Source organism: Cupriavidus sp. 291-E7, assembly GCF_057798835.1.
Genome location: NZ_JBYOJV010000006.1, coordinates 49,023 through 70,654, shown reverse-complemented (window position 1 = coordinate 70,654; position 21,632 = coordinate 49,023). Strand labels below are relative to the sequence as shown.

General features: G+C 62.5%; 18 protein-coding genes. 9 read left to right on the top strand and 9 right to left on the bottom strand.

The genetic code is table 11. The features are described from left to right. The first annotated feature begins 23 nt into the window (after positions 1-23). From AC3FLX_RS12415 to AC3FLX_RS12400, 4 genes are all read left to right on the top strand, one after another. Positions 24-2,813, top strand: coding sequence for an ATP-dependent Clp protease ATP-binding subunit (locus AC3FLX_RS12415; protein WP_488696877.1), 2,790 nt, complete (start codon positions 24-26; stop codon positions 2,811-2,813). Between the two features lie 53 nt (positions 2,814-2,866). Then, on the top strand, positions 2,867-3,784 hold the full coding sequence (locus AC3FLX_RS12410) for a bestrophin family protein (protein ID WP_488696876.1): 918 nt from the start codon (positions 2,867-2,869) through the stop codon (positions 3,782-3,784). Between the two features lie 254 nt (positions 3,785-4,038). After that, a complete protein-coding gene (locus tag AC3FLX_RS12405; protein WP_488696875.1) occupies positions 4,039-6,366 on the top strand; it encodes an FdhF/YdeP family oxidoreductase in 2,328 nt (775 codons plus the stop codon). Between the two features lie 254 nt (positions 6,367-6,620). Then, a complete protein-coding gene (locus tag AC3FLX_RS12400) occupies positions 6,621-8,045 on the top strand; it encodes an aminotransferase-like domain-containing protein (protein WP_488696873.1) in 1,425 nt (474 codons plus the stop codon). A gap of 12 nt (positions 8,046-8,057) precedes the next feature. Here AC3FLX_RS12400 and AC3FLX_RS12395 read toward each other — a convergent pair whose 3' ends face one another. The 5 genes from AC3FLX_RS12395 to AC3FLX_RS12375 are packed head-to-tail and all read right to left on the bottom strand — an operon-like array spanning position 8,058 to position 12,289. Next, positions 8,058-8,258, bottom strand: a complete 201-nt coding sequence (locus AC3FLX_RS12395; protein WP_488696871.1) for a DUF1656 domain-containing protein — start codon at positions 8,256-8,258, stop codon at positions 8,058-8,060. Beyond that, a complete protein-coding gene (locus AC3FLX_RS12390) occupies positions 8,245-9,711 on the bottom strand; it encodes an FUSC family protein (protein ID WP_488696869.1) in 1,467 nt (488 codons plus the stop codon). The genes AC3FLX_RS12395 and AC3FLX_RS12390 overlap by 14 nt, the downstream gene beginning before the upstream one ends. Positions 9,712-9,721: 10 nt before the next feature. Next, positions 9,722-9,859: a DUF2474 domain-containing protein gene (locus tag AC3FLX_RS12385; RefSeq protein WP_488696867.1), complete on the bottom strand. Its 138-nt coding sequence runs from the start codon at positions 9,857-9,859 to the stop codon at positions 9,722-9,724. Beyond that, positions 9,859-10,866, bottom strand: coding sequence for a cytochrome d ubiquinol oxidase subunit II (gene cydB, locus AC3FLX_RS12380; RefSeq protein WP_488696866.1), 1,008 nt, complete (start codon positions 10,864-10,866; stop codon positions 9,859-9,861). Before cydB ends, AC3FLX_RS12385 begins: the two co-directional genes overlap by 1 nt. Before the next feature lie 13 nt (positions 10,867-10,879). Beyond that, positions 10,880-12,289, bottom strand: coding sequence for a cytochrome ubiquinol oxidase subunit I (locus tag AC3FLX_RS12375; protein ID WP_488696864.1), 1,410 nt, complete (start codon positions 12,287-12,289; stop codon positions 10,880-10,882). Positions 12,290-12,949: 660 nt separating this feature from the next. Between AC3FLX_RS12375 and AC3FLX_RS12370 the strand changes: the two genes are divergently transcribed. Next, positions 12,950-14,158, top strand: a complete 1,209-nt coding sequence (locus AC3FLX_RS12370; protein WP_488696862.1) for a molybdopterin molybdotransferase MoeA — start codon at positions 12,950-12,952, stop codon at positions 14,156-14,158. Between the two features lie 34 nt (positions 14,159-14,192). On the opposite strand, the gene AC3FLX_RS12365 is transcribed toward AC3FLX_RS12370, so the two are convergent. The 3 genes from AC3FLX_RS12365 to AC3FLX_RS12355 form a co-directional block, all read right to left on the bottom strand. Then, the gene (locus AC3FLX_RS12365; protein WP_488696860.1) at positions 14,193-15,221 is read right to left on the bottom strand and encodes a GGDEF domain-containing protein; all 1,029 of its coding nucleotides are present in this window, start codon (positions 15,219-15,221) and stop codon (positions 14,193-14,195) included. Positions 15,222-15,358: 137 nt separating this feature from the next. Continuing rightward, entirely contained in the window at positions 15,359-15,526 is a 168-nt protein-coding gene (locus AC3FLX_RS12360) for a hypothetical protein (RefSeq protein WP_488696858.1), read from the bottom strand. A gap of 92 nt (positions 15,527-15,618) precedes the next feature. Further along, the gene (locus AC3FLX_RS12355; RefSeq protein WP_488696856.1) at positions 15,619-15,999 is read right to left on the bottom strand and encodes a hypothetical protein; all 381 of its coding nucleotides are present in this window, start codon (positions 15,997-15,999) and stop codon (positions 15,619-15,621) included. A gap of 372 nt (positions 16,000-16,371) precedes the next feature. Here AC3FLX_RS12355 and AC3FLX_RS12350 point away from each other — a divergent pair, with 372 nt between their 5' ends. The 4 genes from AC3FLX_RS12350 (at position 16,372) to AC3FLX_RS12335 (ending at position 20,483) form a co-directional block, all read left to right on the top strand. Beyond that, complete coding sequence (locus tag AC3FLX_RS12350; RefSeq protein ID WP_488696854.1) at positions 16,372-17,283, top strand: efflux RND transporter periplasmic adaptor subunit; 912 nt, start codon at positions 16,372-16,374, stop codon at positions 17,281-17,283. Next, on the top strand, positions 17,280-18,734 hold the full coding sequence (locus AC3FLX_RS12345) for an efflux transporter outer membrane subunit (RefSeq protein ID WP_488696852.1): 1,455 nt from the start codon (positions 17,280-17,282) through the stop codon (positions 18,732-18,734). Before AC3FLX_RS12350 ends, AC3FLX_RS12345 begins: the two co-directional genes overlap by 4 nt. Positions 18,735-18,772: 38 nt before the next feature. Then, positions 18,773-19,168: a hypothetical protein gene (locus AC3FLX_RS12340; protein WP_488696851.1), complete on the top strand. Its 396-nt coding sequence runs from the start codon at positions 18,773-18,775 to the stop codon at positions 19,166-19,168. A 406-nt stretch (positions 19,169-19,574) separates the two neighbouring features. Then, on the top strand, positions 19,575-20,483 hold the full coding sequence (locus tag AC3FLX_RS12335) for a tyrosine-type recombinase/integrase (protein ID WP_488696849.1): 909 nt from the start codon (positions 19,575-19,577) through the stop codon (positions 20,481-20,483). A gap of 165 nt (positions 20,484-20,648) precedes the next feature. On the opposite strand, the gene AC3FLX_RS12330 is transcribed toward AC3FLX_RS12335, so the two are convergent. Beyond that, the gene (locus tag AC3FLX_RS12330; protein ID WP_488696848.1) at positions 20,649-21,629 is read right to left on the bottom strand and encodes a Bug family tripartite tricarboxylate transporter substrate binding protein; all 981 of its coding nucleotides are present in this window, start codon (positions 21,627-21,629) and stop codon (positions 20,649-20,651) included. Positions 21,630-21,632: the final 3 nt, after the last annotated feature.

Here is a 21,632-nt window from a genome sequence, read left to right as displayed (position 1 = left end):
ATGGTCCGAGGAGGAAGATTGTCATGCCGACTCTTTGCGAAATCTGCAATGCGCGCCCTGCTGTAGCGCGGGTGACGGTGGTACAGAATGGCGAGCGGAAATCGCTGTCGATCTGTGATTACGACTATCGGCAGCTCATGCGCCACCAGAGCATGCAGAATCCGTTCGATTCGCTGCTCGGCGGCGGGGGACTGTCGCAGTTTCTTGGCGGCCTGGACGGGGCGATGGGCCATGACGACGAGGCCATGTCCGCCGAGGTGCCCCGCGAATCGGTCGATGTAACGGACGCATTCAGCGAGCAGACGATGGAGCTGCTGCAGCGTGCCGCCGAAAAGGCGCACGAACTCCATCGGCGGGAGCTCGATACGGAACATCTGCTTTACGTCCTGGCCGATACCGATGTCGTGGCGGCGCTGCTAAAGGAACTGAAGCTTTCCCCGCAAGACATCAGGGGCTACATCGACCAGCATGCACAGAAAGGCACGGCTGACCCCGATGCCTCACTGGATCGCATGACCATTTCGCCCAGATTGAAGAAGGCCTTCCAGTATGCGTTTCAGGCGTCGAGGGATCTCGGCCATTCCTATGTCGGTCCGGAACACCTGCTGATCGGGTTGGCCAGCGTGCCGGAGAGTATTGCCGGAACGCTGCTCAAGAAGTACGGCGTCAGCGCCGAGGCGTTGCGTCAGAAGGTGGTCAAGATCGTTGGAAAGGGCGCCGAGGACGGGCGGGTCGATACGCCATCGGGCACGCCCACGCTGGACAAGTTCGGCCGTGACCTCACGGTCATGGCGCGTCAAGGCAAGTTGGACCCCGTTTTGGGTCGGGCGTTGGAGATAGAGAACGCTATCGAAGTGCTCGCACGGCGCAAGAAGAACAACCCCGTGCTGATTGGCGAACCTGGGGTCGGCAAGACCGCTATCGTCGAAGGGCTGGCGCAGCGTATTGTCAATGGCGACGTTCCGGAGGTCTTGCGCGGCAAGCGGCTCGTGGAAGTCAATATCAACTCGATGGTCGCGGGCGCAAAGTACCGCGGTGAGTTCGAAGAGCGTGCCAAGCAATTGATCGACGAGGTGACTGCCAAGCATGACGAGTTGATCCTGTTTATCGACGAGCTGCACATGATTGTGGGCGCCGGCCAGGGCGGGGGCGAGGGCGGACTCGACATCGCCAACGTACTGAAGCCGGCACTGGCACGCGGCGAACTGAGCCTGATCGGCGCCACCACGCTGAACGAATACCAGAAGTACATCGAGAAGGATGCTGCCCTGGAGCGGCGATTCCAGCCCGTGCTGGTCCCGGAACCCACGGTCGAGCAGACGATCGTTATCCTCAGGGGTTTGCGCGACAAACTCGAAGCCCATCACCAGGTCACGTTCTCGGACGACGCATTCGTGGCTTCGGCGGAATTGTCGGACCGTTACATCACGTCTCGATTCCTGCCGGACAAGGCGATCGACCTGATCGACCAGGCCGCCGCGCGTGTGCGAATCAGTTCGACGTCGCGGCCACCCGAGATCCAGGAGCTTGAAGCGGAGATTGCTCAGCTCAAGCGTGAGCAGGACTATGCGTCCTCACGCAAGCGGTTCGACGAGGCCAAGGAGTTCGAATCCCGCATCAATGACAAGCAAAAGCGGCTCGATGACCTGACCGAGGAGTGGCAGCGGAAGACCGGCTCCGAAACGCTGGAGGTGACGGTGGCATCGGTGGCGGAGGTCGTTTCGCGCCTGACCGGCATCCCCGTCACGGACCTGACGCAGGAGGAGCGCCAGAAGCTTCTCAAGATGGAGGAGAGACTGCGCGAGCGCGTCGTTGGGCAAGACGACGCGGTGCTGGCGGTCAGCGACGCGGTGCGTCTGTCGCGCGCCGGACTTGGCCAGACTCATCGGCCCATCGCAACCTTCCTGTTCCTTGGCCCGACGGGCGTCGGGAAGACCGAGCTTGCCAAGGCGCTGGCTGAAACGGTGTTTGGCAACGAACAGGCCATTATCCGCATCGATATGTCGGAGTACATGGAGCGCCATGCCGTGGCACGGCTGATCGGGGCGCCACCGGGATACGTTGGCTACGACGAAGGTGGGCAACTGACCGAGCGCGTCCGGCGGCGTCCTTACAGCGTGATTCTTCTGGACGAAATCGAGAAGGCGCATCCGGACGTCAATAACGTGCTGCTGCAAGTGTTTGACGATGGACGCCTGACCGACGGCAAGGGGCGCGTGGTGGACTTCAGCAACACGATCATCATCGCCACCAGCAATCTCGGCGCCTCCGTCATCATGGAAAACCTTGAACGTCCGGAGGCGTCCCGCCGCAACGAGAAGGCGTTGCGCGACGAACTGATGAAGGTGTTGAAAGGCCATTTCAGGCCTGAGTTCCTGAACCGAATCGACGACATCATCGTGTTCCATGCACTGACGCGCGAGAACATCCGTGCAGTGGTCGAAATTCAGCTTGACCGGGTCATACGCACGGCCGCGGCCCAGGACATTGTCATCAAGCCGAGCGAAGCGCTGGTTGATCATCTGGTCGACATTGGCTATCAGCCCGAGTTTGGCGCGCGCGAACTGAAGCGCCAGATTCGCCAGGAGGTGGAGACCAGGCTCGCAAAGCAGATTCTCGGCGACGGGATATCGTCTGGCGATACCGTTGAAATGGGCTACGACAAGGACAAGGAGGAAGTGACCATCACCAAGGCACCGGCGGCCGCGAAGGCAAAGGACAAGAAGCCAACGGCAAAGACCACGACGGCAAAGGAGGCCGGCGCGAAGAAGGAGGCCAGCAAGACGGGGGGTGAATCGCGGCAGGCAGGATAGCAGCGCGGGCGCCGCCGGGGCGCGGAGGACCGTTGTGGCGCTGGAGGACGGACATGATTGTGCGACCGAAGGAAAACTGGTTCAGTATGCTGTTCGTCTGGAATGGCTCCGTACTGCAAACCATTATTCCCCAGCTCCTCTTCCTGGCTTTCGTCAGTGGCTTCGCGGTGCTCACGCAAGGCCGCGTTCTGGGCGAGAAGATCCCGTTGAATACCGCCCCATTCACGTTGTTTGGCGTGGCACTCACCATCTTTCTGGCGTTTCGGAACAACGCAAGCTTTGAGCGCTACAAAGAAGCCAGGCTGGTATGGGGCGCCGTTCTGATTGCTTCCCGCTCGCTTACGTCCCAGATCCTTAGCTATTTGCCAGAGGGCGGTGGCGTGGACCGCGTGGTGATGGTCCGCAAGATCGTGGCATTTGGCTACGCATTGAAGCATCAGTTGCGGAAGACCGATCCGTTCAGTGACCTGTATCGGCTTCTGGACCAGGAGGAAGCGAACGCGCTCCAGGGCAAGCACTACCGGCCCGTGGCGATCCTGAACGAAGTGCGCTCCGAGCTTGCTGCAATCGTGTCAACCAGGCCGGCAGCCGACACGACGCTATGGATGTTCGATGCGCAGCTCAACGCGTTGGAGGTAACTGTCGGCAGCTGCGAGCGAATCGTCTCCACACCAATCCCGTTTGCCTATGGTGTGCTGCTACACCGCACCGTCTACGCCTACTGCATCATGCTACCGTTCGGCCTCGTCGACTCGACGGAACTCTTCACGCCGATCATCAGCGTCTTTGTTGCCTACACGCTGATCGCACTGGAAGCTATCGCCGACGAAGTCTCGGACCCGTTCGGCCTGGCCCCGAACGCCCTGCCGCTTGATGCCATCGCGTGCAATATCGAGCGGTCATTGATGGAGCTCTGCGGTTGTGAAACACCGCAGGAGATGCGGCCCGATGACCGCTACCAACTCACCTGAGCCGGTTTCGCCGCAAATATAGAGAGTGCGGACCCCGGCGAGAGATACAGTTGGCTTCATTCCACAGGGGGTCAGTTGATGCGGCACGCAGCCATCATTCATGGCGCCTCACTGTACTCTGACGCTTCCCGGATTTTTGTACGCGCCTTCGCTTGGCGGCTGCTCGTAATCTGCGCTCATTCCCACACGCAGCGCGAAGCGATTGGCCACAGTGGCTGGGCCCAAGGCGCGCACATCTGACAGGAACCGCCCCCATGAATGCTCCCTTACCCGAGAAAGGCGAAATCGAACCTTACACCCACCCCGCTGCCGGCTGGGGGGCATTGAAGTACGTCGCCATCAACCTGATCAAAGAGAAGGTTGGTCTGGACAAGTACAAGCTGCTGTTCAAGCAGAATCAGGCAGACGGCTTTGACTGTCCGGGCTGCGCATGGCCGGATCGCGATCACGCCTCGACCTTTGAGTTCTGCGAGAACGGTGTAAAGGCCGTGGCGGCCGAGGCAACAAGCAAGCGGGTGACGCCGGAGTTTTTCGCGCAGAACACCGTGTCGTCGCTGATGCAACAGACGGACTTTGAACTGGAGCAGCACGGCAGGTTGACCCACCCGATGGTCTATGACGGCAAGATTGACAAGTATCGGCCCATCGAATGGGACGAGGCGTTTGCGATGATCGGCCGGCATCTCCGCGCACTGGACGATCCCAATCAGGCCAGCTTCTACACGTCCGGGCGCGCGAGCAATGAGTCAGCGTTCCTGTATCAGCTGTTTGTGCGCGCGTATGGCACGAACAACTTTCCCGACTGCTCGAACATGTGCCACGAAGCGACCAGCCGTGGCCTGCCGGGGACAATCGGCGTGGGAAAGGCCACCGTGGTGCTGGATGACTTCGAGCACGCCGACACAATTCTGATCTTCGGCCACAACGCAGCGACCAACCATCCTCGCATGCTCGGCGAGCTGCGCGAATGTGTGCGGCGGGGGACCAAAATCGTATCGATCAATCCGCTGCGCGAGCGTGGACTCGAACGCTTCACGAGCCCGCAGCACCCGATGGAAATGATCACCGGCAGCAGTACCAAGATTGCGTCGATGTTCGTCCAGCCAAAGCTTGGGGGCGACTTCGCGCTGATCAAGGGGATGGCCAAACGCCTCGTGGAAATGGATGACCGGGCCGCCGAGCACGGCCACGAGCGTCTGATCGATCTGGATTTCGTGCGCGAGCATACCGACGGCTATGAAGCCTTTGCCGAAGATTTGCGCGCGGAATCATGGTCGGACATCGTCGCGGAGTCGGGCGTCGGGTACGAAGACATCGACGCGCTCACGCAGGTCTATGCAAAGGGGCAGCGCGTGATCGCCTGCTGGGGCATGGGCCTGACGCAGCACAAGCATTCGGTGCCGACCATCCAGATACTTTCGAACCTGACGATGATGCGGGGAAACATCGGCCGGCCGGGTGCAGGCCTGCTGCCGATACGGGGCCATTCGAACGTGCAGGGTGATCGTACCGTGGGCATCGAGGAAAAGCCCGAGCCGCAGTTTCTGGACCGGCTGAAGCAGGTATTCGGTTTCGAGCCGCCCCGCGAGCACGGTTACGACGTGGTGCACACGATCTCGGCGATGCTCGAGGGCAAGGTCAAGGTCTTTGTTGGCCTGGGCGGGAATTTTGCGACGGCGACCCCGGACACCTTGCGCACCTTCGATGCCCTGCGGCAATGCGACCTGACGGTGAATATCTCCACCAAGCTCAATCGAAGCCACCTGGTGCACGGCAAGCAGTCGCTCATCCTGCCCACTCTCGGCCGCACCGAAATCGACATGCAGGACGGCGTGGCACAGGGTGTCACAGTGGAGGATTCCGTGTGCATGGTCCACATCTCATACGGGATGAACCGGCCCGCATCGCCCTACCTGCTTTCGGAGACGGCCATCGTTGCAGGCATGGCGCATGCCACGCTGGGCTCCCGCCAGATCGACTGGCGCTGGTATGCGCGGGACTACGCGCGCATTCGCGATGTCATCGAGAAGGTACTGGATGGGTTCGACGACTACAACGCGCGTGTGGAGGTGCCGGGTGGGTTCCACCTGACGCCGCCTGCATGCCATCGCGTATGGCATACCCCATCTGGCAAGGCCGAGTTCAAGGTGCACGCCATCGACAAGGACTCGCCCATCCACCGCGCACGCGAGCAGTATGGCGACGCGCTGATGGTGATGATGACGACGCGCTCCCATGACCAGTACAACACCACGATCTATGGCCTCGATGACCGCTACCGCGGGGTATTCGGACTGCGCCGGGTGGTGTTCATGAACGCGGCCGATCTTGCAAGGCTGGGGTTCAAGGCAGGGCAGAAAGTCGACATCACCAGTGTCTGGGGCGACGGTGTCACGCGGCGGGTAGAGGACTTCCAGCTGGTGGAGTACGACATCCCCGAAGGCTGCGTGGGTGCCTACTATCCCGAAACGAATCCGCTGGTGCCGCTGGAAAGCACCGGCGACGGGTGCAACACCCCCACCTCCAAATCGGTGCCGGTGATCCTGAATCTGGCAAGGAGCCAGGAGAAAGCCGCGGCGTGAGCGCCGCCGAGGCAGCCAGTTTGGATGCGGCACGGCGCCCCAATCGGGGGCGCCCTGGTGCGGCGCACAAGACGTTAGCGTGCACTGCCGCATACTGGCGGGTTGGAGCGGTGGCACCTGCTTGCATACTATGACTATTGGCATTGCCAGGCACCGCCTGGCAATGGATCTTGCTTTGCAGACTGCGCCAGCGTGCCGGGGGAGGCGGCGGAGAGCGTGATTCTCATCACAAAACAAGCAAGCAGGAGACGTGAGTGAAACTGTACGAAAAGCTCGCTGGAGAGATCGAGGGCATGGTTCAGCAAGGGGTGCTGCTGCCCGGGGAGCGCATTCCTTCTGTACGGCAAACGAGCCAGCATCATCGATTGAGCCTGACGACGGTGATCCGGGCGTACGCGCAACTTGAGAGCCGGGGCGTCATCGAAAGCCGCCCGCAATCGGGCTACTTTGTCCGCAAGCGCTCGGGCGAGCCCGTGGTCGAGCTGCGTGCGTCGCGGCCCAGCGAGCGCCCGTCCGCGGTTGACGTAAGCGCGCTGGTGCTTTCCACGCTGCGGTCGATCCGCTCCGACGAGGCAGTGGCACTGGGCTCCCCCTATCCCGACTCATCGATGTTTCCCTGGCAGCGCATTACGCAGTATTCGAACAACATCGCCAGGCGATACACGAAATGGAACGTGCTGGATGACCTGCCGCCTGGCAGCCCCCAGCTGATCCGGCAGATCTCGCGGCGCTACCTGGAAAATGGCTACGCGATCGATCCCAACGAGATGATCATCACCATCGGCGCCACCGAGGCCATCAACCTGTGCCTGCAGGCGGTGGCCAAGCCCGGCGACGCCATCGCGGTGGAATCTCCCACGTATTACGCCATGCTCCATGCCATCGAACGGCTGGGCATGCGGGCGGTGGAAGTGGCCACCGATCCGACGGAAGGTATCGACCTGGATGCGCTGGCGAAACTGATCGACGAAAAACAGATCACCGCGTGCATGGTGATGCCGAACTTCCAGAATCCGCTGGGCTTCCAGATGCCGGACGACAAGAAGCGCAAGCTCGTGGAAATGCTGACGGAAAAGGACATTCCCGCCATCGAGAACGATGTCTACGGCGAGCTCTACTATGAGGCCAGCCATCCGAGTTCCCTGAAGACGTACGATACGGCCGGCATCATCCTGCATTGCTCGTCGTTCTCGAAAACGCTGACCAATGCGTCGCGCATTGGCTGGACCCTGGCCGGCCGCTACCATGATCGCGTGGAAAGGCTGAAATTCCTGAATACCCTGACCACGCCGTCGCTGCCGCAACTGGCCATTGCCGAGTTCCTGAAGAACGATGGCTATGACTACCACCTGAGGCGCGTCCGCAAGGCTTATGCGCAGCAGGCGAAGATCATGACGGCCAGCGTTCGCCGCTTCTTTCCGGAAGGCACCACCACGTCACGGCCCGCTGGCGGCTACGTGCTCTGGGTACAGATGCCGGACGGCGTCGACGCTATGGACTTGTACCACGCCGCGCTGGAATCGCGCATCACTGTCGCACCCGGCCATATGTTCGCGCCGGGGTTCACCTACAGTCATTGCATCCGGCTGAACTACAGTTGGGAATGGTCGCCCGAACTCGACGCGGCCTTGCAGACGCTGGGCCGACTGGCGACGAACCTGTGTGAACGCCGCCGGTGACCGGCCCGCGGGCTATCGCGTCATCCAGACGATGATGGCCAGCACGATCAGGTAGGCCGAGGCGTTGAACAGCGAGCGGTGCCACACCATCCGGTACAGGCCCGCCCACGACAACGCTCCTCTGATGGCCGCCGTTACCGCCAGCGCCACAAGCATCCAGAACAGCAAGGCGGGGACGAATACCCCATAGATATCGAAGTCATTCATCTGCATGGCTGGCCTCCCGGACAGTGGGTGTCTTGGCCTGGACCCTTCTTGCGGCGGCGGTGGGGCGTGCAACGGATGCGGTACCCATGCCTCGTCGGCCCGCTTTCGGTGCCCCATTGTTGCCGAGCGGCCTTGCGATCACGACCCAGGCTGCGGCGAACAGGATGCCGGCCGAAGCCGCCAGGCTCGTATTGAACAAGTCGGCGAAGTTGGCCTCGTAGATTTGCTGGACGTTCGCGAAGGAGGCGGTAGTGACTGCCAGCAGGACGCCGGTAATGCCAAAGTCCGGCCGTGTCATCAGGAAGCCGATGCATAGATAGGGTATGGCAAACAGGCAGACCAGCGACAGGAAATCGATAGCGTTCGGCAGTACGACGAACTGGTAGAAACAGGCCAGCAACAGGCAGGCGACGCTCGACAGGAGCACACGCCGGACAGCGTGCCGTGGTACATCCAGGGTGCTGACGAAGCAGGCAGTCAGCGCTGCCAGGCTCACCGCACCAGCGCCATCGATCCAGCCAGAGAGCATCCAGAGAGCACCGGCCAGGAACGTGGCGGTTGCGGCGGACGCCGATTGCACCAGCATCCGGCGATGATCGCGGAGAGCCGCCGGGATTGAAGGCGTGGCCGCGTCGCGCGGGGCGTACGGCGCGTTGGCGGCGGCAGGGTCGGTCATGCCGTGTGCCTCCAGGGCCTGCAGCATTTCCTGCAACCGCATCTGCAGGGCGGCACCTCGCGCCAGTGTCCGTTTGTTGCCGGATTCATGGGCAGCTTGTGCCATCAGCGTTCGAATGGTGTGGAGTTCCGCGGTCAGCTTGCGGTGCCGCTCGATCCGGGTGTGCGAATCGATGCGGTCCATCGGGATGCCGGTGGTCCAGGCCTGTGCCTGCGCGACCCATCCCGCAAATCGCTCCTCCAGCTCGGGGGCGATGTTCGACGGCAAGATCAACGCGCTGACCATGCTCGCGCAGACGATGCCGATGACGATCTCTTCCACCCGCAGCAGGGCCACATCGAAGATGCTCGCGGGGTCGGACACCGCCGGCAGCGCCACGATCGGCAGCGTGTACGCCGCCAGCAGGAAGACGTAGCTGCGCGGCGACGGCTCCAGCAATGAAAGATAGAGCATGGCGCCGGCCCACAGCGAAATCGCGGCCATCAGCACCACGGGCTCGTTGACCAGCGTCGGCACCATGCCTACCGCGGCGGCCGCGCCAAGCAGCGTGCCGGCTACCCGGTAAAGGCCCTTCGACCGGGTTGCACCGGTCAGGGGGCTGGACACCAGGTAGACGGTTGCCACGGCCCAGTATGGCCGCGACAGGCCGAGCGCCAGCGCAATGTACAGCGCCAGCATGGCAGCGCCAAACACCTTGATGGCGTAGACCCATCGCCGCATATCCTTGCTCAGCCATGTGGCCAGTGGCTGGCTGGCCGCGATGCGCTTCGAAGCAGCGTTCATCGACGATCCATCAGCTGGTCATGCCGGCCAGATGCATGGCCCCACGTATCACGCACGCCAGGGCGAATGCGGCGCCGAAACCCCCGCACCACAGCGCCAGCAGCCAGAGCAGTTGATTGGCCAGAGGTTGTTTCGCTTGCGTTGTCATCAGTGATACCCCTCGCCACGCTTGACCTTGCCGCGGAACACGTAATAGGACCACGACGTGTAGGTCAGGATGATCGGTACGATAAACAGCGTGCCCACGAGGGCGAAGCCCTGGCTTTGCGGTGCCGACGAGGCGTCCCAGATCGAGATACCCGGCGGGATGATGTTGGGCCAGATGCTGATGGCCAGGCCGGTGTATCCCAGGAAGACGATCACCAGCGCAAGCAGGAACGGCGAAACATTCGGTCGATGCTGAATGGCGCGATACAGTCCGGCTGCCGCGGCTACCACCAGCAGCGGAACAGGCAGAAAGAAGAACAGGTTGGGCAGCGAGAACCAGCGTTGCGCGATCTCCGGATGGGTCAGCGGCGTCCAGACGCTGACGGCTGCAATGAATGCGAGCACCACGCCGATCAACACGTTGGTCAGGCGCAGCATCGTCCATTGAAGGCGGCCCTCCGTTTTCATGATGAGCCACGTGCCGCCCAGGAACGCATAGGCCACGACGACGCCAACACCGGTGAACAGCGGGAACGGTGCAACCCAGTCGAATGCGCCCCCCACGTAGTGCCGGCCATTCATCGCCACGCCATCGATATAGGCGCCCAGCGTCACGCCCTGGAAGAAGGCGGCGGTGAGGGATCCGCCAATGAACGCCTTGTCCCAGTGCGGACGGCTGCGATCACTGGCCTTGAAGCGAAACTCGAAGGCGACGCCACGGAAGATCAGCCCGATCAGCATGAACATGAGCGGCAGGTAGAACGCGCTCAGCAACACCGAATAGGCCAGCGGAAAGGCGGCCAGCATGGCGGCGCCACCCAGCACCAGCCACGTCTCGTTGCCGTCCCAGACCGGCGCAACCGTGTTCATCATCACGTCGCGATCATGGCGGTCGCCGACGAACGGGAAGAGGATGCCGATGCCAAGGTCGAAGCCATCCATGATGACGTACATCATCACGCCGAAGAAGATCAGTACCGCCCAGATGACGGGAAGATTGATACCCATTGCTGTCTCCTGATTAATGTTGATGGCTGCCGAGCGCGGAGACCGGTCGTGCGATGGAAACCGGGAACGATGCGCGGTCCGGGGCGTTGTGTTCGGCCTCGGAAGGACCCTTGTTCACGAGCTTGAGCATGTAGCGGATGCCAATCCCGAACACGACGAAGTACACCACCACGAACATCACCAGCGAAATGGCTACAGGACCGAAGTCATGGTTGGACACCGCGTCGCGGGTACGCAGCAGGCCATAGACCACCCAGGGCTGCCGGCCAATCTCGGTCGTCATCCAGCCAGCCAGCAGTGCAACCAGTCCGCTCGGGCCCATGACTACCGCCATGCGGAGGAATGCCTTCGACCGGTACAGCACATCGGTGCGGCGCAGCAGCAGGCCGAGCGCGCCGAACAGGATCATCAGCACGCCCAGCCCGACCATCGCGCGGAACGTGAAGAAGAGGATGGTGGAGTTCGGGCGATCTTCTTTGGGGAATGACTTGAGGCCGGGAATCTGTCCGTCCAGCGAATGCGTGAGAATCAGGCTGCCAAGCCGGGGAATCTCGATGGCATAGCGGGTCTCTTCGCGCTCCATGTCCGGGATGCCGAACACGATCAGCGGGAAGCCACCGGTGTCACCGGGCTTGGCGCTGTTCCAGTGACCCTCCACGGCGGCGATCTTGGCCGGCTGGTGTTCCAGCGTGTTGATGCCGTGGGCATCGCCGACGACGGCCTGGATTGGTGCGATCACCAGCACCATCCACATGGCCAGGGAGAACATCTTGCGCACGGCGGGGTTGGCCTTGCCGCGCAGCAGCTGCCATGCACCGGCCGCCGCAACGAAGAGCGCGGTCGACAGCATCGCGGCGACGACCATATGCGCCAGGCGGTACGGGAAGGATGGGTTGAAGATGATCGCCAGCCAGTCGGTCGGCACCACCTTGCCGGCCACGATGGCGTACCCCACGGGCGTCTGCATCCAGCTGTTGGACACCAGGATCCAGGTGGCGGAAATCAGGGTGCCCAGGGCAACCATGAGCGTCGAGAAGAAATGCAGGCCCGGACCCACGCGGCTCCAGCCAAAGAGCATGACGCCCAGGAAACCGGCTTCCAGGAAGAACGCGGTGAGTACCTCGTAGGTCAGCAATGGACCCGTGACGCCACCGGCGAATTCGGAGAAGAAGCTCCAGTTGGTGCCGAATTCGTAGGCCATGACCAGCCCGGACACCACCCCCATGCCGAAATTCAGGGCAAAGATCTTGACCCAGAAGTCAAAGAGCGTCTTGTAGACGGGATTCCTGGTCATGAGCCATCGGGCTTCCAGGAAGGCGAGAAAACTCGCGAGTCCAATGGTGATGGCGGGAAAGATGATGTGAAACGAGACTGTGAAAGCAAACTGTATTCGTGCCAGCTCGAATGCTGTGAGTCCGTGCATCGCATGTGCTCCTCGGGTTGGCGTCGGTGCTGGGCCGCGTGACGCGATGCCGAAGAGTAAGAAACGCAGCGCTTTTCCGGGAGATACAGTTCTGGCCGTTTCGCGGCGAATCAGTAGGAAAACGAGCTGCACGCCTGATGTGGCAATGGTCCCGGGAATATGCGCGCGCCGGTGGAAAACCACTGTTCTGGTCTTGCGCGACGGGAACTGTGTATCGGAATCGGGAGAGGTAAGCCGGGGGCGGAGGTGTCGCGGGAAAGTCCGGGAGTGGAGGGATGTCCTTTGGGGGGAAGGACGGCAAGCTGGGGAAGCTTGCAGGACTTGTGCGCCGCGACCACGTCATTGTGATGCGCCGTTGGCTGCGATAGGGATGACAGTTCGCGCCTCCGCTGTCGGTCACAAGTGGCGTTATCGGTGGATTTCCTGGCTCGGGACGCCACGCAAGCCGTGTCGCCGCGCATGGGTGGTCTGTAGTGCGGCGGAAGTCAATCATCTGTACTCCGCCCCACGGCGCGCATGTTGCCAGACTAGCGTTCGGCTCCGGATGCAACGTTCCCGTCAAAGCGCCGGCGCGAGTGGATTCCTGTCGGGAGATATGCGGATGCGTGTGGGTTTCAACGACAAGTGAAACCCTGCGCGCCGACTATGCGGAGATGCGCGATGCTAAGTTTTGACGAGGCGCAGGTCCTCTTTGCGTCATCCATTGAGCCCGTCGCCGAAACGGAGCGAATCTGGCTCGGCGGTGCGGCAGGGCGCGTGTTGGCCCGGGATGTGGTCGCCTGCGCCGATTCCCCGTCGGCGGACAAGAGTGCCGTTGACGGCTACGCCCTGGCGATGGAAGACGCGGCAGCCGGCGGCGTGCTGCCGGTGCAGCAGATCTGCTACGCGGGCATGGCGCCCGAGGCCCTGAAGCCGGGGCATGTCATTCGACTGTTCACCGGCTCGGTGATGCCAGCGGGCGCCGACACGGTGATCTGCGTCGAGGATGCGGAGGTATGCGAGGCCGGCGTCCGGCTGGATGCACAGCATCGGCGCGGCGCAAACGTCAGGCGCAAAGGCGAGGACAGCAAGGAGGGCGATGTGATGATCACGGCCGGCACGGTGCTGACTGCCGGCCATATCGCGACGCTGGCCTCCCAGGGGATCGAATCGGTGTGGGCCTTCCGCATCGTGGAGGTCTCGTTGCTGATTACCGGCGACGAGCTTTGCTTCGCGGACGTCGCGGCCGCGCCTCACAAGGTGCGCGATGTCAATGGACCCATGCTCGAGTCAATGGTCGAGTCCATCGGCGCGATTGTCGTTAACCGCAGGCATGTTCACGATGACGAGCACGAGCTGCATCAGGCCATTATCGAGCTGGCAGGCGAATCCGATATCGTGCTGATTACCGGCGGCACGTCCGGCGGTGATCGCGACCTGGTGGAACCCGCGCTGATTTCCGCTGGCGGCCATTTGTTGTGCCGCAAGGTGAACATGACGCCCGGCATGCCCATCACGCTGGGCCAGGTGCGCAACAAGATCGCCGTGTGCCTGCCGGGGAATCCTGCCGCCGCCTACACCACGTTCACGTTGCTGGTGACGCCGATGCTCAGGAGGCTTCAGGGGCGCGAGACGATCTTTCCGCCCGTCAGGTCTGTCCGGACGGAGCAGGCCGAGCCACCAGCCGCCAGCGGCCTTGACCAGTTCTTCCGGGCGTCGCTGGCCAGTTCCGACGACGGCTGCGATCGCGTCGCCATCCATGCGCAACAGGGTTCGGCCTCGGTGTCATGGCTCGGAGATGTCATGGGGTTCGTGCGCGTGGCCCCTCGCAATGTGCGCCAGTCGGCGGGGCTGTTGCCCTTCTATGCGCTGGACCGGTGGCTGAGCTAGCCGCGGCGGCGCACCGAGGCGACAGCCAGGCGATCTAGTCCATCACCACGCGGTTGCGCCCCTCGGCCTTGGCGCGGTAGAGCGCGCGATCCGCGGAAGCGAACGTCATCTGGCGCGCAAGATCGGTGCTGCCTGTCCGTTGCGTCACGGCCGCGCCGATGCTCACTGTCACGATGCCGGCCGGCGACTGGCGATGCTGGATGGCCAGGCTGGCCACGCCGGCGCGCAGCTTTTCCAGCGCGGCCTCAAAGGTTGCCCGCCGGAGTCCGCACTGCGACAGGCCGAACTCCTCGCCGCCGAGGCGGCCCGCAATCATCTTGTACGCCTCTGCGATGCTCTGGAGCTCGGTGGCTACCTGGCGCAGGCAGGCATCACCGGCCTGATGACCGTAGGTGTCGTTGTACTGCTTGAACCAGTCGATATCGACCATCACCGCGCCCATCTCGGTGCCGTCGGCGGCCCCGTCCCATGATCTGCGGATGCTCTCCAGCATGTAACGCCGGTTGAAGAGACTGGTGAGCGGATCCGTGGCGGTGGCCGTGCGCAACCGGAGGTCGTTCTCGATCATTGCGCGCAGGTACCGGAATACTTCGGCGTGAGCGGGGGAGAAGCGGGCGGGTTGCGGATCCATAGCGCAGAGCGCACCGACGATGTCGCCATCGGGTCCGCGCAACGGGATTGCGGCATAGGATCGGGCGAAAGGCGCCGATGTGACCAACCTGCAGTCGACGAACCGCGTATCCGCCAACGTATCGGCCACGATGAAGAGGTCATCGGCCTGCACCGCGTAGTTGCACAGCGACTGCCTGCGTGGAATGGGGAGTACGGACAGCCCCACCTCGGCCCTGTAGTGCTGGTGTTCCGCATCCAGTAGCAGCACTGCCGATATGGTCGCTTGCGTCACGCTTTTCAGAATGGCGGTAGCGTGGCCAAAGCACTCCCGCATCACCTGGTCGTCATGCAGCAGCCATTCAAGGATGGGGGACTCGCCTTGCGCGGGCGAGATGTCGCGCCCGGCTGCCAGGTCGGCGGCGTACGGGAGGGGGCGATGATTCGGGTGCAATGCGATTCCGTCGGAAGTGACACTTCGACGTCAACGGATTGCCGCGTGAAATCTTGAGGCATGCCGGACGTCGCCAGGACGCCACGTGATGCGAACCGGCAGAGACCGGCGCGGGGTTCGGCCCCGCGGTTGTTCCATCAACGGTTGTGCGTTGCGATGGCGTGCGAGGCGGCGCAGTGTGCGGCAGCCGCCTGACGCGCGTGTGCGCGTGCGGCGTCAATGACTTGCCAGTTGGGGCCCGCATGCGCGGCGATGCTGGCACCGAGCGTGACGGTGAAGAGAAGAAAGGAGAGCGCGGATTTCATCAGGGGATCTGTGCTGGTTGGTTCGTCATGGCTGGGGCTTGTGCCAAGCCCCGCCATCGGATCGCGACGCCCGGTCAGGGCGTCAATGCATCTCAGGCCGCACTGCCCTCGCCGTCCAGGATGCTGCGTGCTGGCGGCGCAGAGACACCGGTGTGGTCCATGCCCGCCACTTCGAGACCGGCACTGCCGTGGGCACCGTCGGTGAACGGACTACGCTTGTCCAGGACGTTTGCACCGTCGCTGTACGGGTCGGCCGCCTTGATGCCGTTGGCACCGTCTGTATAGGGCTCGGGACGCTTGATGCCGTTGGCCCCGTCGGTATAGGTGCTGAAGCCGGTCTTGTGAAGCGCGTAGTCGTAACTGTCCGCGCTTGCTGCGTGCGCTACCGGGCCCTGTGCCTGAGCGGGGGCGTAGATCAGGATGCTGGCACCAAGGATGACGCCGGAAACAAGGGTGGAGAGGTCGACTTTCATGATCTGGTTTCCTTTCGAAAGATTGCGTGTCGCGCAGGACATTGGCTGTCATGACGCCTCGTGTTCCGAGGCACCGACCGCCGTGGCGGATGACATGCTGGCCTGCTGGAAGGCATGGTAGGAGACAGGGTCGAACGGTTACGCATACAAAATCGACGCGATTGAAGCGGAACAGTTTGCGTCGCCTGCGTGCAGCGCGTGATGCGCGCCAACTGATCTTCATCCCTTTCCCGACATCTGTATCTCTGCAGAATCGGCCGCATTCCCTACGCTTCGGCCAGCGACTTCAAAGACGTCGCGCCGGTCCATCCGTGCGGTATCCGCGATGGCCTCTACCGGCTCTTCCCCCTGGTGTCGTGTGTCTGGATTGGTATGAAACAGAGAGCTCTGCTAGTAACGCCCGTCGTCGTGACTGTCCTCGCGGTGATCTGCGCCGTCCCTGCCTGTGTCCATCTTTGGGACTACTACAAGGCGGCCCCGTGGACGCGCGATGGCCACGTGAGAGCGGACGTCGTGCAGGTCTCGCCGGACGTTTCGGGGCTTGTCACGCAGGTCCTGGTAGCGGACAACGCGACAGTTCATCGCGGGCAGGTCTTGTTCATCGTGGATCCCGACCGATTCAACCTCGCGCTGCGCAAGGCGGAGGCGACGCTCGCACAGAAGCGCGCGACGCTGGCACAGGCCCAGCGCGAGAACAGGCGCAATCGGGAACTGGCTTCGGTCGTGGCAACGGAGGCCACCGAGATGACGCAGGCAAGGGTGGAGGAAGGGCAGGCGGAAGTCGCCCAGGCCACGGCAGCCGTGGACCAGGCCCGTCTCGACCTGGAGCGCTCTCACGTCGTGGCGCCTGTGGACGGGTATCTCAACGACCGCCTGCCAAGACTGGGCGACTATGTCGTGACCGGAAAGCCCGCGCTGTCGATGGTCGACCAGCACGCCATCTATATCGAAGGCTATTTCGAGGAAACCAAGCTCCCACGCATTCACATTGGCGACGCCGCCGATGTACAGCTGATGGGCGAGCACGAGGTGCTGCACGGCGTGGTACAGAGCGTGTCCGCCGGGATCGAGGATCGCGATCGCAACGTTGGCGCCAATCTCCTTCCCAACGTCAATCCGACATTCAACTGGGTGCGGCTGGCCCAGCGGGTGCCGGTGCGCGTGGCACTTCGGGATGTCCCCGCCAATGTCAGGCTCGTCTCGGGCAGGACGGCGACGGTTAGTGTGCGTGAGTCGACTGGCTCCGTAACATCGATTCGCCCCGGGAAGGAGGCTTCGAGATGAGAAGGCTGAACCTTGGCCCGATGGTCATCGCCGGGCTCTTGCCAACACTGTTTGCCTGCACCACGGTGGGTCCCGACTACAAGGTGCCGCGGGATGCGGTGATAACTGACCCAGCGGCCGGTGCCGCACTGGTGGATGCCGACAGCAAGATCACGACCCGTGGCGCGGTGCCGGATGACTGGTGGCGTCTCTACGATGATCCGAAGGTCGATGAACTGGTAAAGCGAGCGTTGCTGGCCAACACGAACCTGCGTGTGGCTGCGGCCAATCTGCAGCGTTCCATTGCGAATTATCACGAGGTTGAGGCGGAGAACCTGGTCCAGGGCAGTGTCAGCGCGGCAACCCAGCGCACACAACTATCTGGCGAGAGCTTTCTGCAAACGAAGAAGGTGCCGGTCCTCAATATTGGCGACTATGGCATTGGCGTGTCGTACCTGCTGGACCTGTTCGGCAAGCTGGCCAGGGCCGACGAGGCTGCGTTGGCGAATGTCGAGGCAAGCCAGGCGGCGCTGGACTCCGTACGGGTTGCGGTGGTCGCACAGACGGTGCGCGCCTACGTTGAAGGCTGCGCGGCATCGCATGAACTGCATGTCGCCGAGCGCCAGCTTGAGATCCAGGAGCGTGCGGTGAGCCTGACGCGCAGGCTTGTTGCCGCCGGGCGCAATGAACCGGGAGACGTGGCACAGGCCAATGCGCAGGCCGAGCGCCTGCGCGCGGTGCTTCCGCAATTCAAGGCCCGGCAGGCGTCGGCGTCGTATCGCCTGTCGGTCATGCTTGGAGAGCCGCCCGGTTCGGTACGACAGGATTGTCATGGCCTGCCAGTGGTGCAGCGCCCGGTGCCTGTTGGCGACGGCACCGCGCTGCTCAGGCGTCGCCCGGATGTCCGGCAGGCCGAGCGCGAGCTTGCATCGCACGTAGCGCGTATTGGTGTGGCCACTGCCGATCTGTTCCCCACCGTTCGGCTCGGCGCTTCCGCCGGGGTCACCGGCGTACTGGACGACCTGGGCTCGGGTGCGACCGTGCACTGGGGAGTCGGCCCGATGATCACCTGGAACTTCCCAAGCAATGGCGCACTTCCACACATCCACGGCGTACGCGCGGCCTCCGATGCCGCCTTGGCCAGGTTCGATGGCGTCGTGCTCAAAGCCCTTGAAGAAACCAGAACGGCACTGAGCGCCTATGGCTACGAACTGGAGCGCAATGCCGGTCTTCAGAAATCACGCGATGCCGCGGCGGTAGCCGCCACGGAAAAGCGGGAGCTGTATGCGGGAGGAAAGGTGTCGTCGCTGACCAGCCTGGATGCGGACCGCGTGCTGGCCGACGTGGAACAGGCGCTGGCCGATTCGGATGCACAGGTCGCGCTGAAGCAGGTGGCGCTCTTCGAGGCACTTGGCGGTGGTTGGAAGAACGCCCCCATGCCGGTGACGAAGCATGCGACGGAAGGAGACTGAGGCATGTCCGCAACCCATTCAAATGAATCGAGATGAAGATGGCATTCCAACTGATCGATGTCGACGCGATTTCGCCGCCATGCTCCCGCGTTGACCAGTGGCTGATGGAGGTAGGAGACGGCAAGACGACATTGGCGTTCGACGACTGGTTTGCCGGCAGGATCGACGCGGTGGCGCGCAAGATGGCCGAATGCGATGGCCAGGCGCGTGCGCTGAGATTCATCCAGGGTCCGGTGGAGTTTGAACTCGCGCACGGCGGCTGCTACACGGTGAGCCATTCCCAGAAGGGGACGCGGCATTTCCGGTGCATTCTGGACGGCCACTTTCCTTTGATCTCTTTCTACCGGCCGGGCGCATCCGAGCGTTTCCCCTGGATCACGCTGGCCCGGGTCTTTGTGGCGGATGAGCTGCGCTCGCTGAAGCGGGTGGCGTAGCACTGGCACGGCATGGCGCACGGCCGTGCCACGCGAGGTACAGATACAGCGATCAGGAAGCGGAACAGTTGTGGGGCGGGCCGGCGAACGTCGCCACGGCAAAGCACTGTTCCGCTCGAGGTATCCGACGTCTGTAACCCACGTTTCGTGCTGGCTTTTTCTACCATTGTCATCAGGAATCGATGACTGGATCTGGGGACCAGACAGACGTAGGTCCTTGTGCACCGCGTGCATTCAGCCAGATTCAAGTAGACAACCCTCCATCAGGCAAATCAGGCGATCCATTGACGAGAGGCTGGAGCATTTCCACCAGCCAGGGGGAGCCTTTTGCCGTCGATCATGAGCGCAGCCCGTGGCTGTCATGCGTCGACGAAACGTTTCTCTAGTTACTCGTTTGGTGAATGACATGAAGGAGATATGGATCAGGAACCCATCCATTGCTTATGCACTTTGGCAGGACCACGCTCGCGCTGAAATGGAGCGCGGTCTGGCTCCGCAATCGGTGGTGCAGCAACGGGCAATGGTCGACCGATTCAACCGGTATCTCAGGACGCACGGCGTGAGCCTGGCGGATTTCGAGAGCCACCACATCGAAGCTTTCTGGTCGACCCCCGAGGCGGATACGCATGCGCCGGGCACGCGTACCCGCTACCTGAAACTGCTCGATCGCCTATGCCAGCATCTGGTGGCTATCGGCGTCAGGGAAAGCAACCCGGCATCGCGTCTCGCAAGCAGTGCTGCCTGGCCAGCGCGAGGCGCGGTGCCGCCATTTCTTTCGGAGGCGGCGGACTTACGTCTACAGCGCTTTGTTCAGCCAGACACCGCCGATGGCGTATCGATGCTGCGCAGGCGTGCGGTGGTGGCAATATTCCTTGGGACTGGCATCACGGCCCGCGAAGGCCGATCCGTAGCACTCCAGGACATTTATCCGACGGGGTCTTTTCCGCATCTGTACGTTCACGGTGCGCGAGGACGGCCGGATAGAAGAATCCCGCTGGAGTCTTTTGCCATGCCGGCCTTGGAAGCATGGCAGGCCCGGCGCAGGCAACTACCGATTCTGGGCGACCTGCTCTTCGCACTGCGTGCGTCGGGGGAGCCCATCACGGATATGAGTTTTGGGATATTCGTGCGCGATGCGCTCAATGAGATCGGCCAAGCCAGTGATGACATGGGACCGCGCATTCTTAGAAATACGTACTGCAGGCGTCTGCTCATTGCCGGCGTGCCGCGCGAGCGCGTCTCAGAGCTGCTCGGCCTGACCAGCACCCATACGTGCGAGAAGATCCAGGCGACCATCGACGTATCAGAGCGTTGATTGCACTCGTCTTGCTTGCCGCGGCACCGTCGCAAGCCAATGCTCGCGCCAAACAATTTGCAGCCGGCGAAACTGGCGTTCCCGAAGCGTGAGGAGGCGGAATGCCGGGAAGGCGAATCCGCGCCGAATGACGCGGATTCCTTGGGGAGAGCCTCGCCGCTGCACTCAGTTCAGGTGCACGTTTGCACTTTTGATGAGCTTGCCCCACTTTGCGACGTCCGATTGCATCAGCGTGGCCAACTGCTTCGGCGTGCTGGCTTCCAGGATGACACCCTGGTCGGCCAGCCGCGCGGCAAGATCCGGGGAGGCAACGGCCTTTTGCACCTGCGTGTTGAGCAACTCGACAATCTCGGCCGGCGTGCCTGCGGGTGCCAGTAGCGCGAACCAGTTCTTCATTTCGAACCCGGGAAGTCCGGCTTCGGCCAGTGTCGGAATGTCCGGGCTCATGGGCAGGCGCTTGGCCCCTACGACAGCAAGCGCTTTGAGCTTGCCGCTCTTCACCAGCGGCATGGAAGACGGCACGCTATCAAAGAACACCGAGACATTGCCGGCAAGCAGATCGGGCATGACGTTATTGCTGCCCTTATAAGGGACGTGCAGCATGTCGGCGCCAGTGGACAACTTGAACATTTCCAGTTCCAGGTGCGACAGTGTGCCGTTTCCCTGCGAAGCGGCGCTTAGCTGTCCGGGCTTGGACTTGGCCAGCGCGACCAGCTCCTTGACCGAATTCGCTGGAATCGAAGGGCTCACGACCAGCATGTGGGGTACGTGGCCCACAAGCGAGATCGGGGTGAAGCTCTTCAGAACATCGAAGCCGAGTTTGGTGTAAAGGTTGGATGCGATGGCAAGCGAGCCTGACGCCAACAATAGCGTGTAGCCATCCGGCGCCGCCTTCGCAACGATGTCCGATCCGATGGTGCTGCCTGCACCAGGCCGGTTCTCGACTACCACCGGCTGCCCAAGCCCTTCGGACAGCTTCTGCGCAATCGCCCTGCCCAGGACGTCAGTGGCACCGGCCGGCGGAAAAGGTACCACCAGCCTGATCGTCTTGGATGGATATGTCTGCGCCAGCGCGCAGCCAGTACCGAAAGCCAGTACGCCAACGGACAGCGCCAAGGCTGCCAAGCGCGCAATCTTTTTCTTCATCAA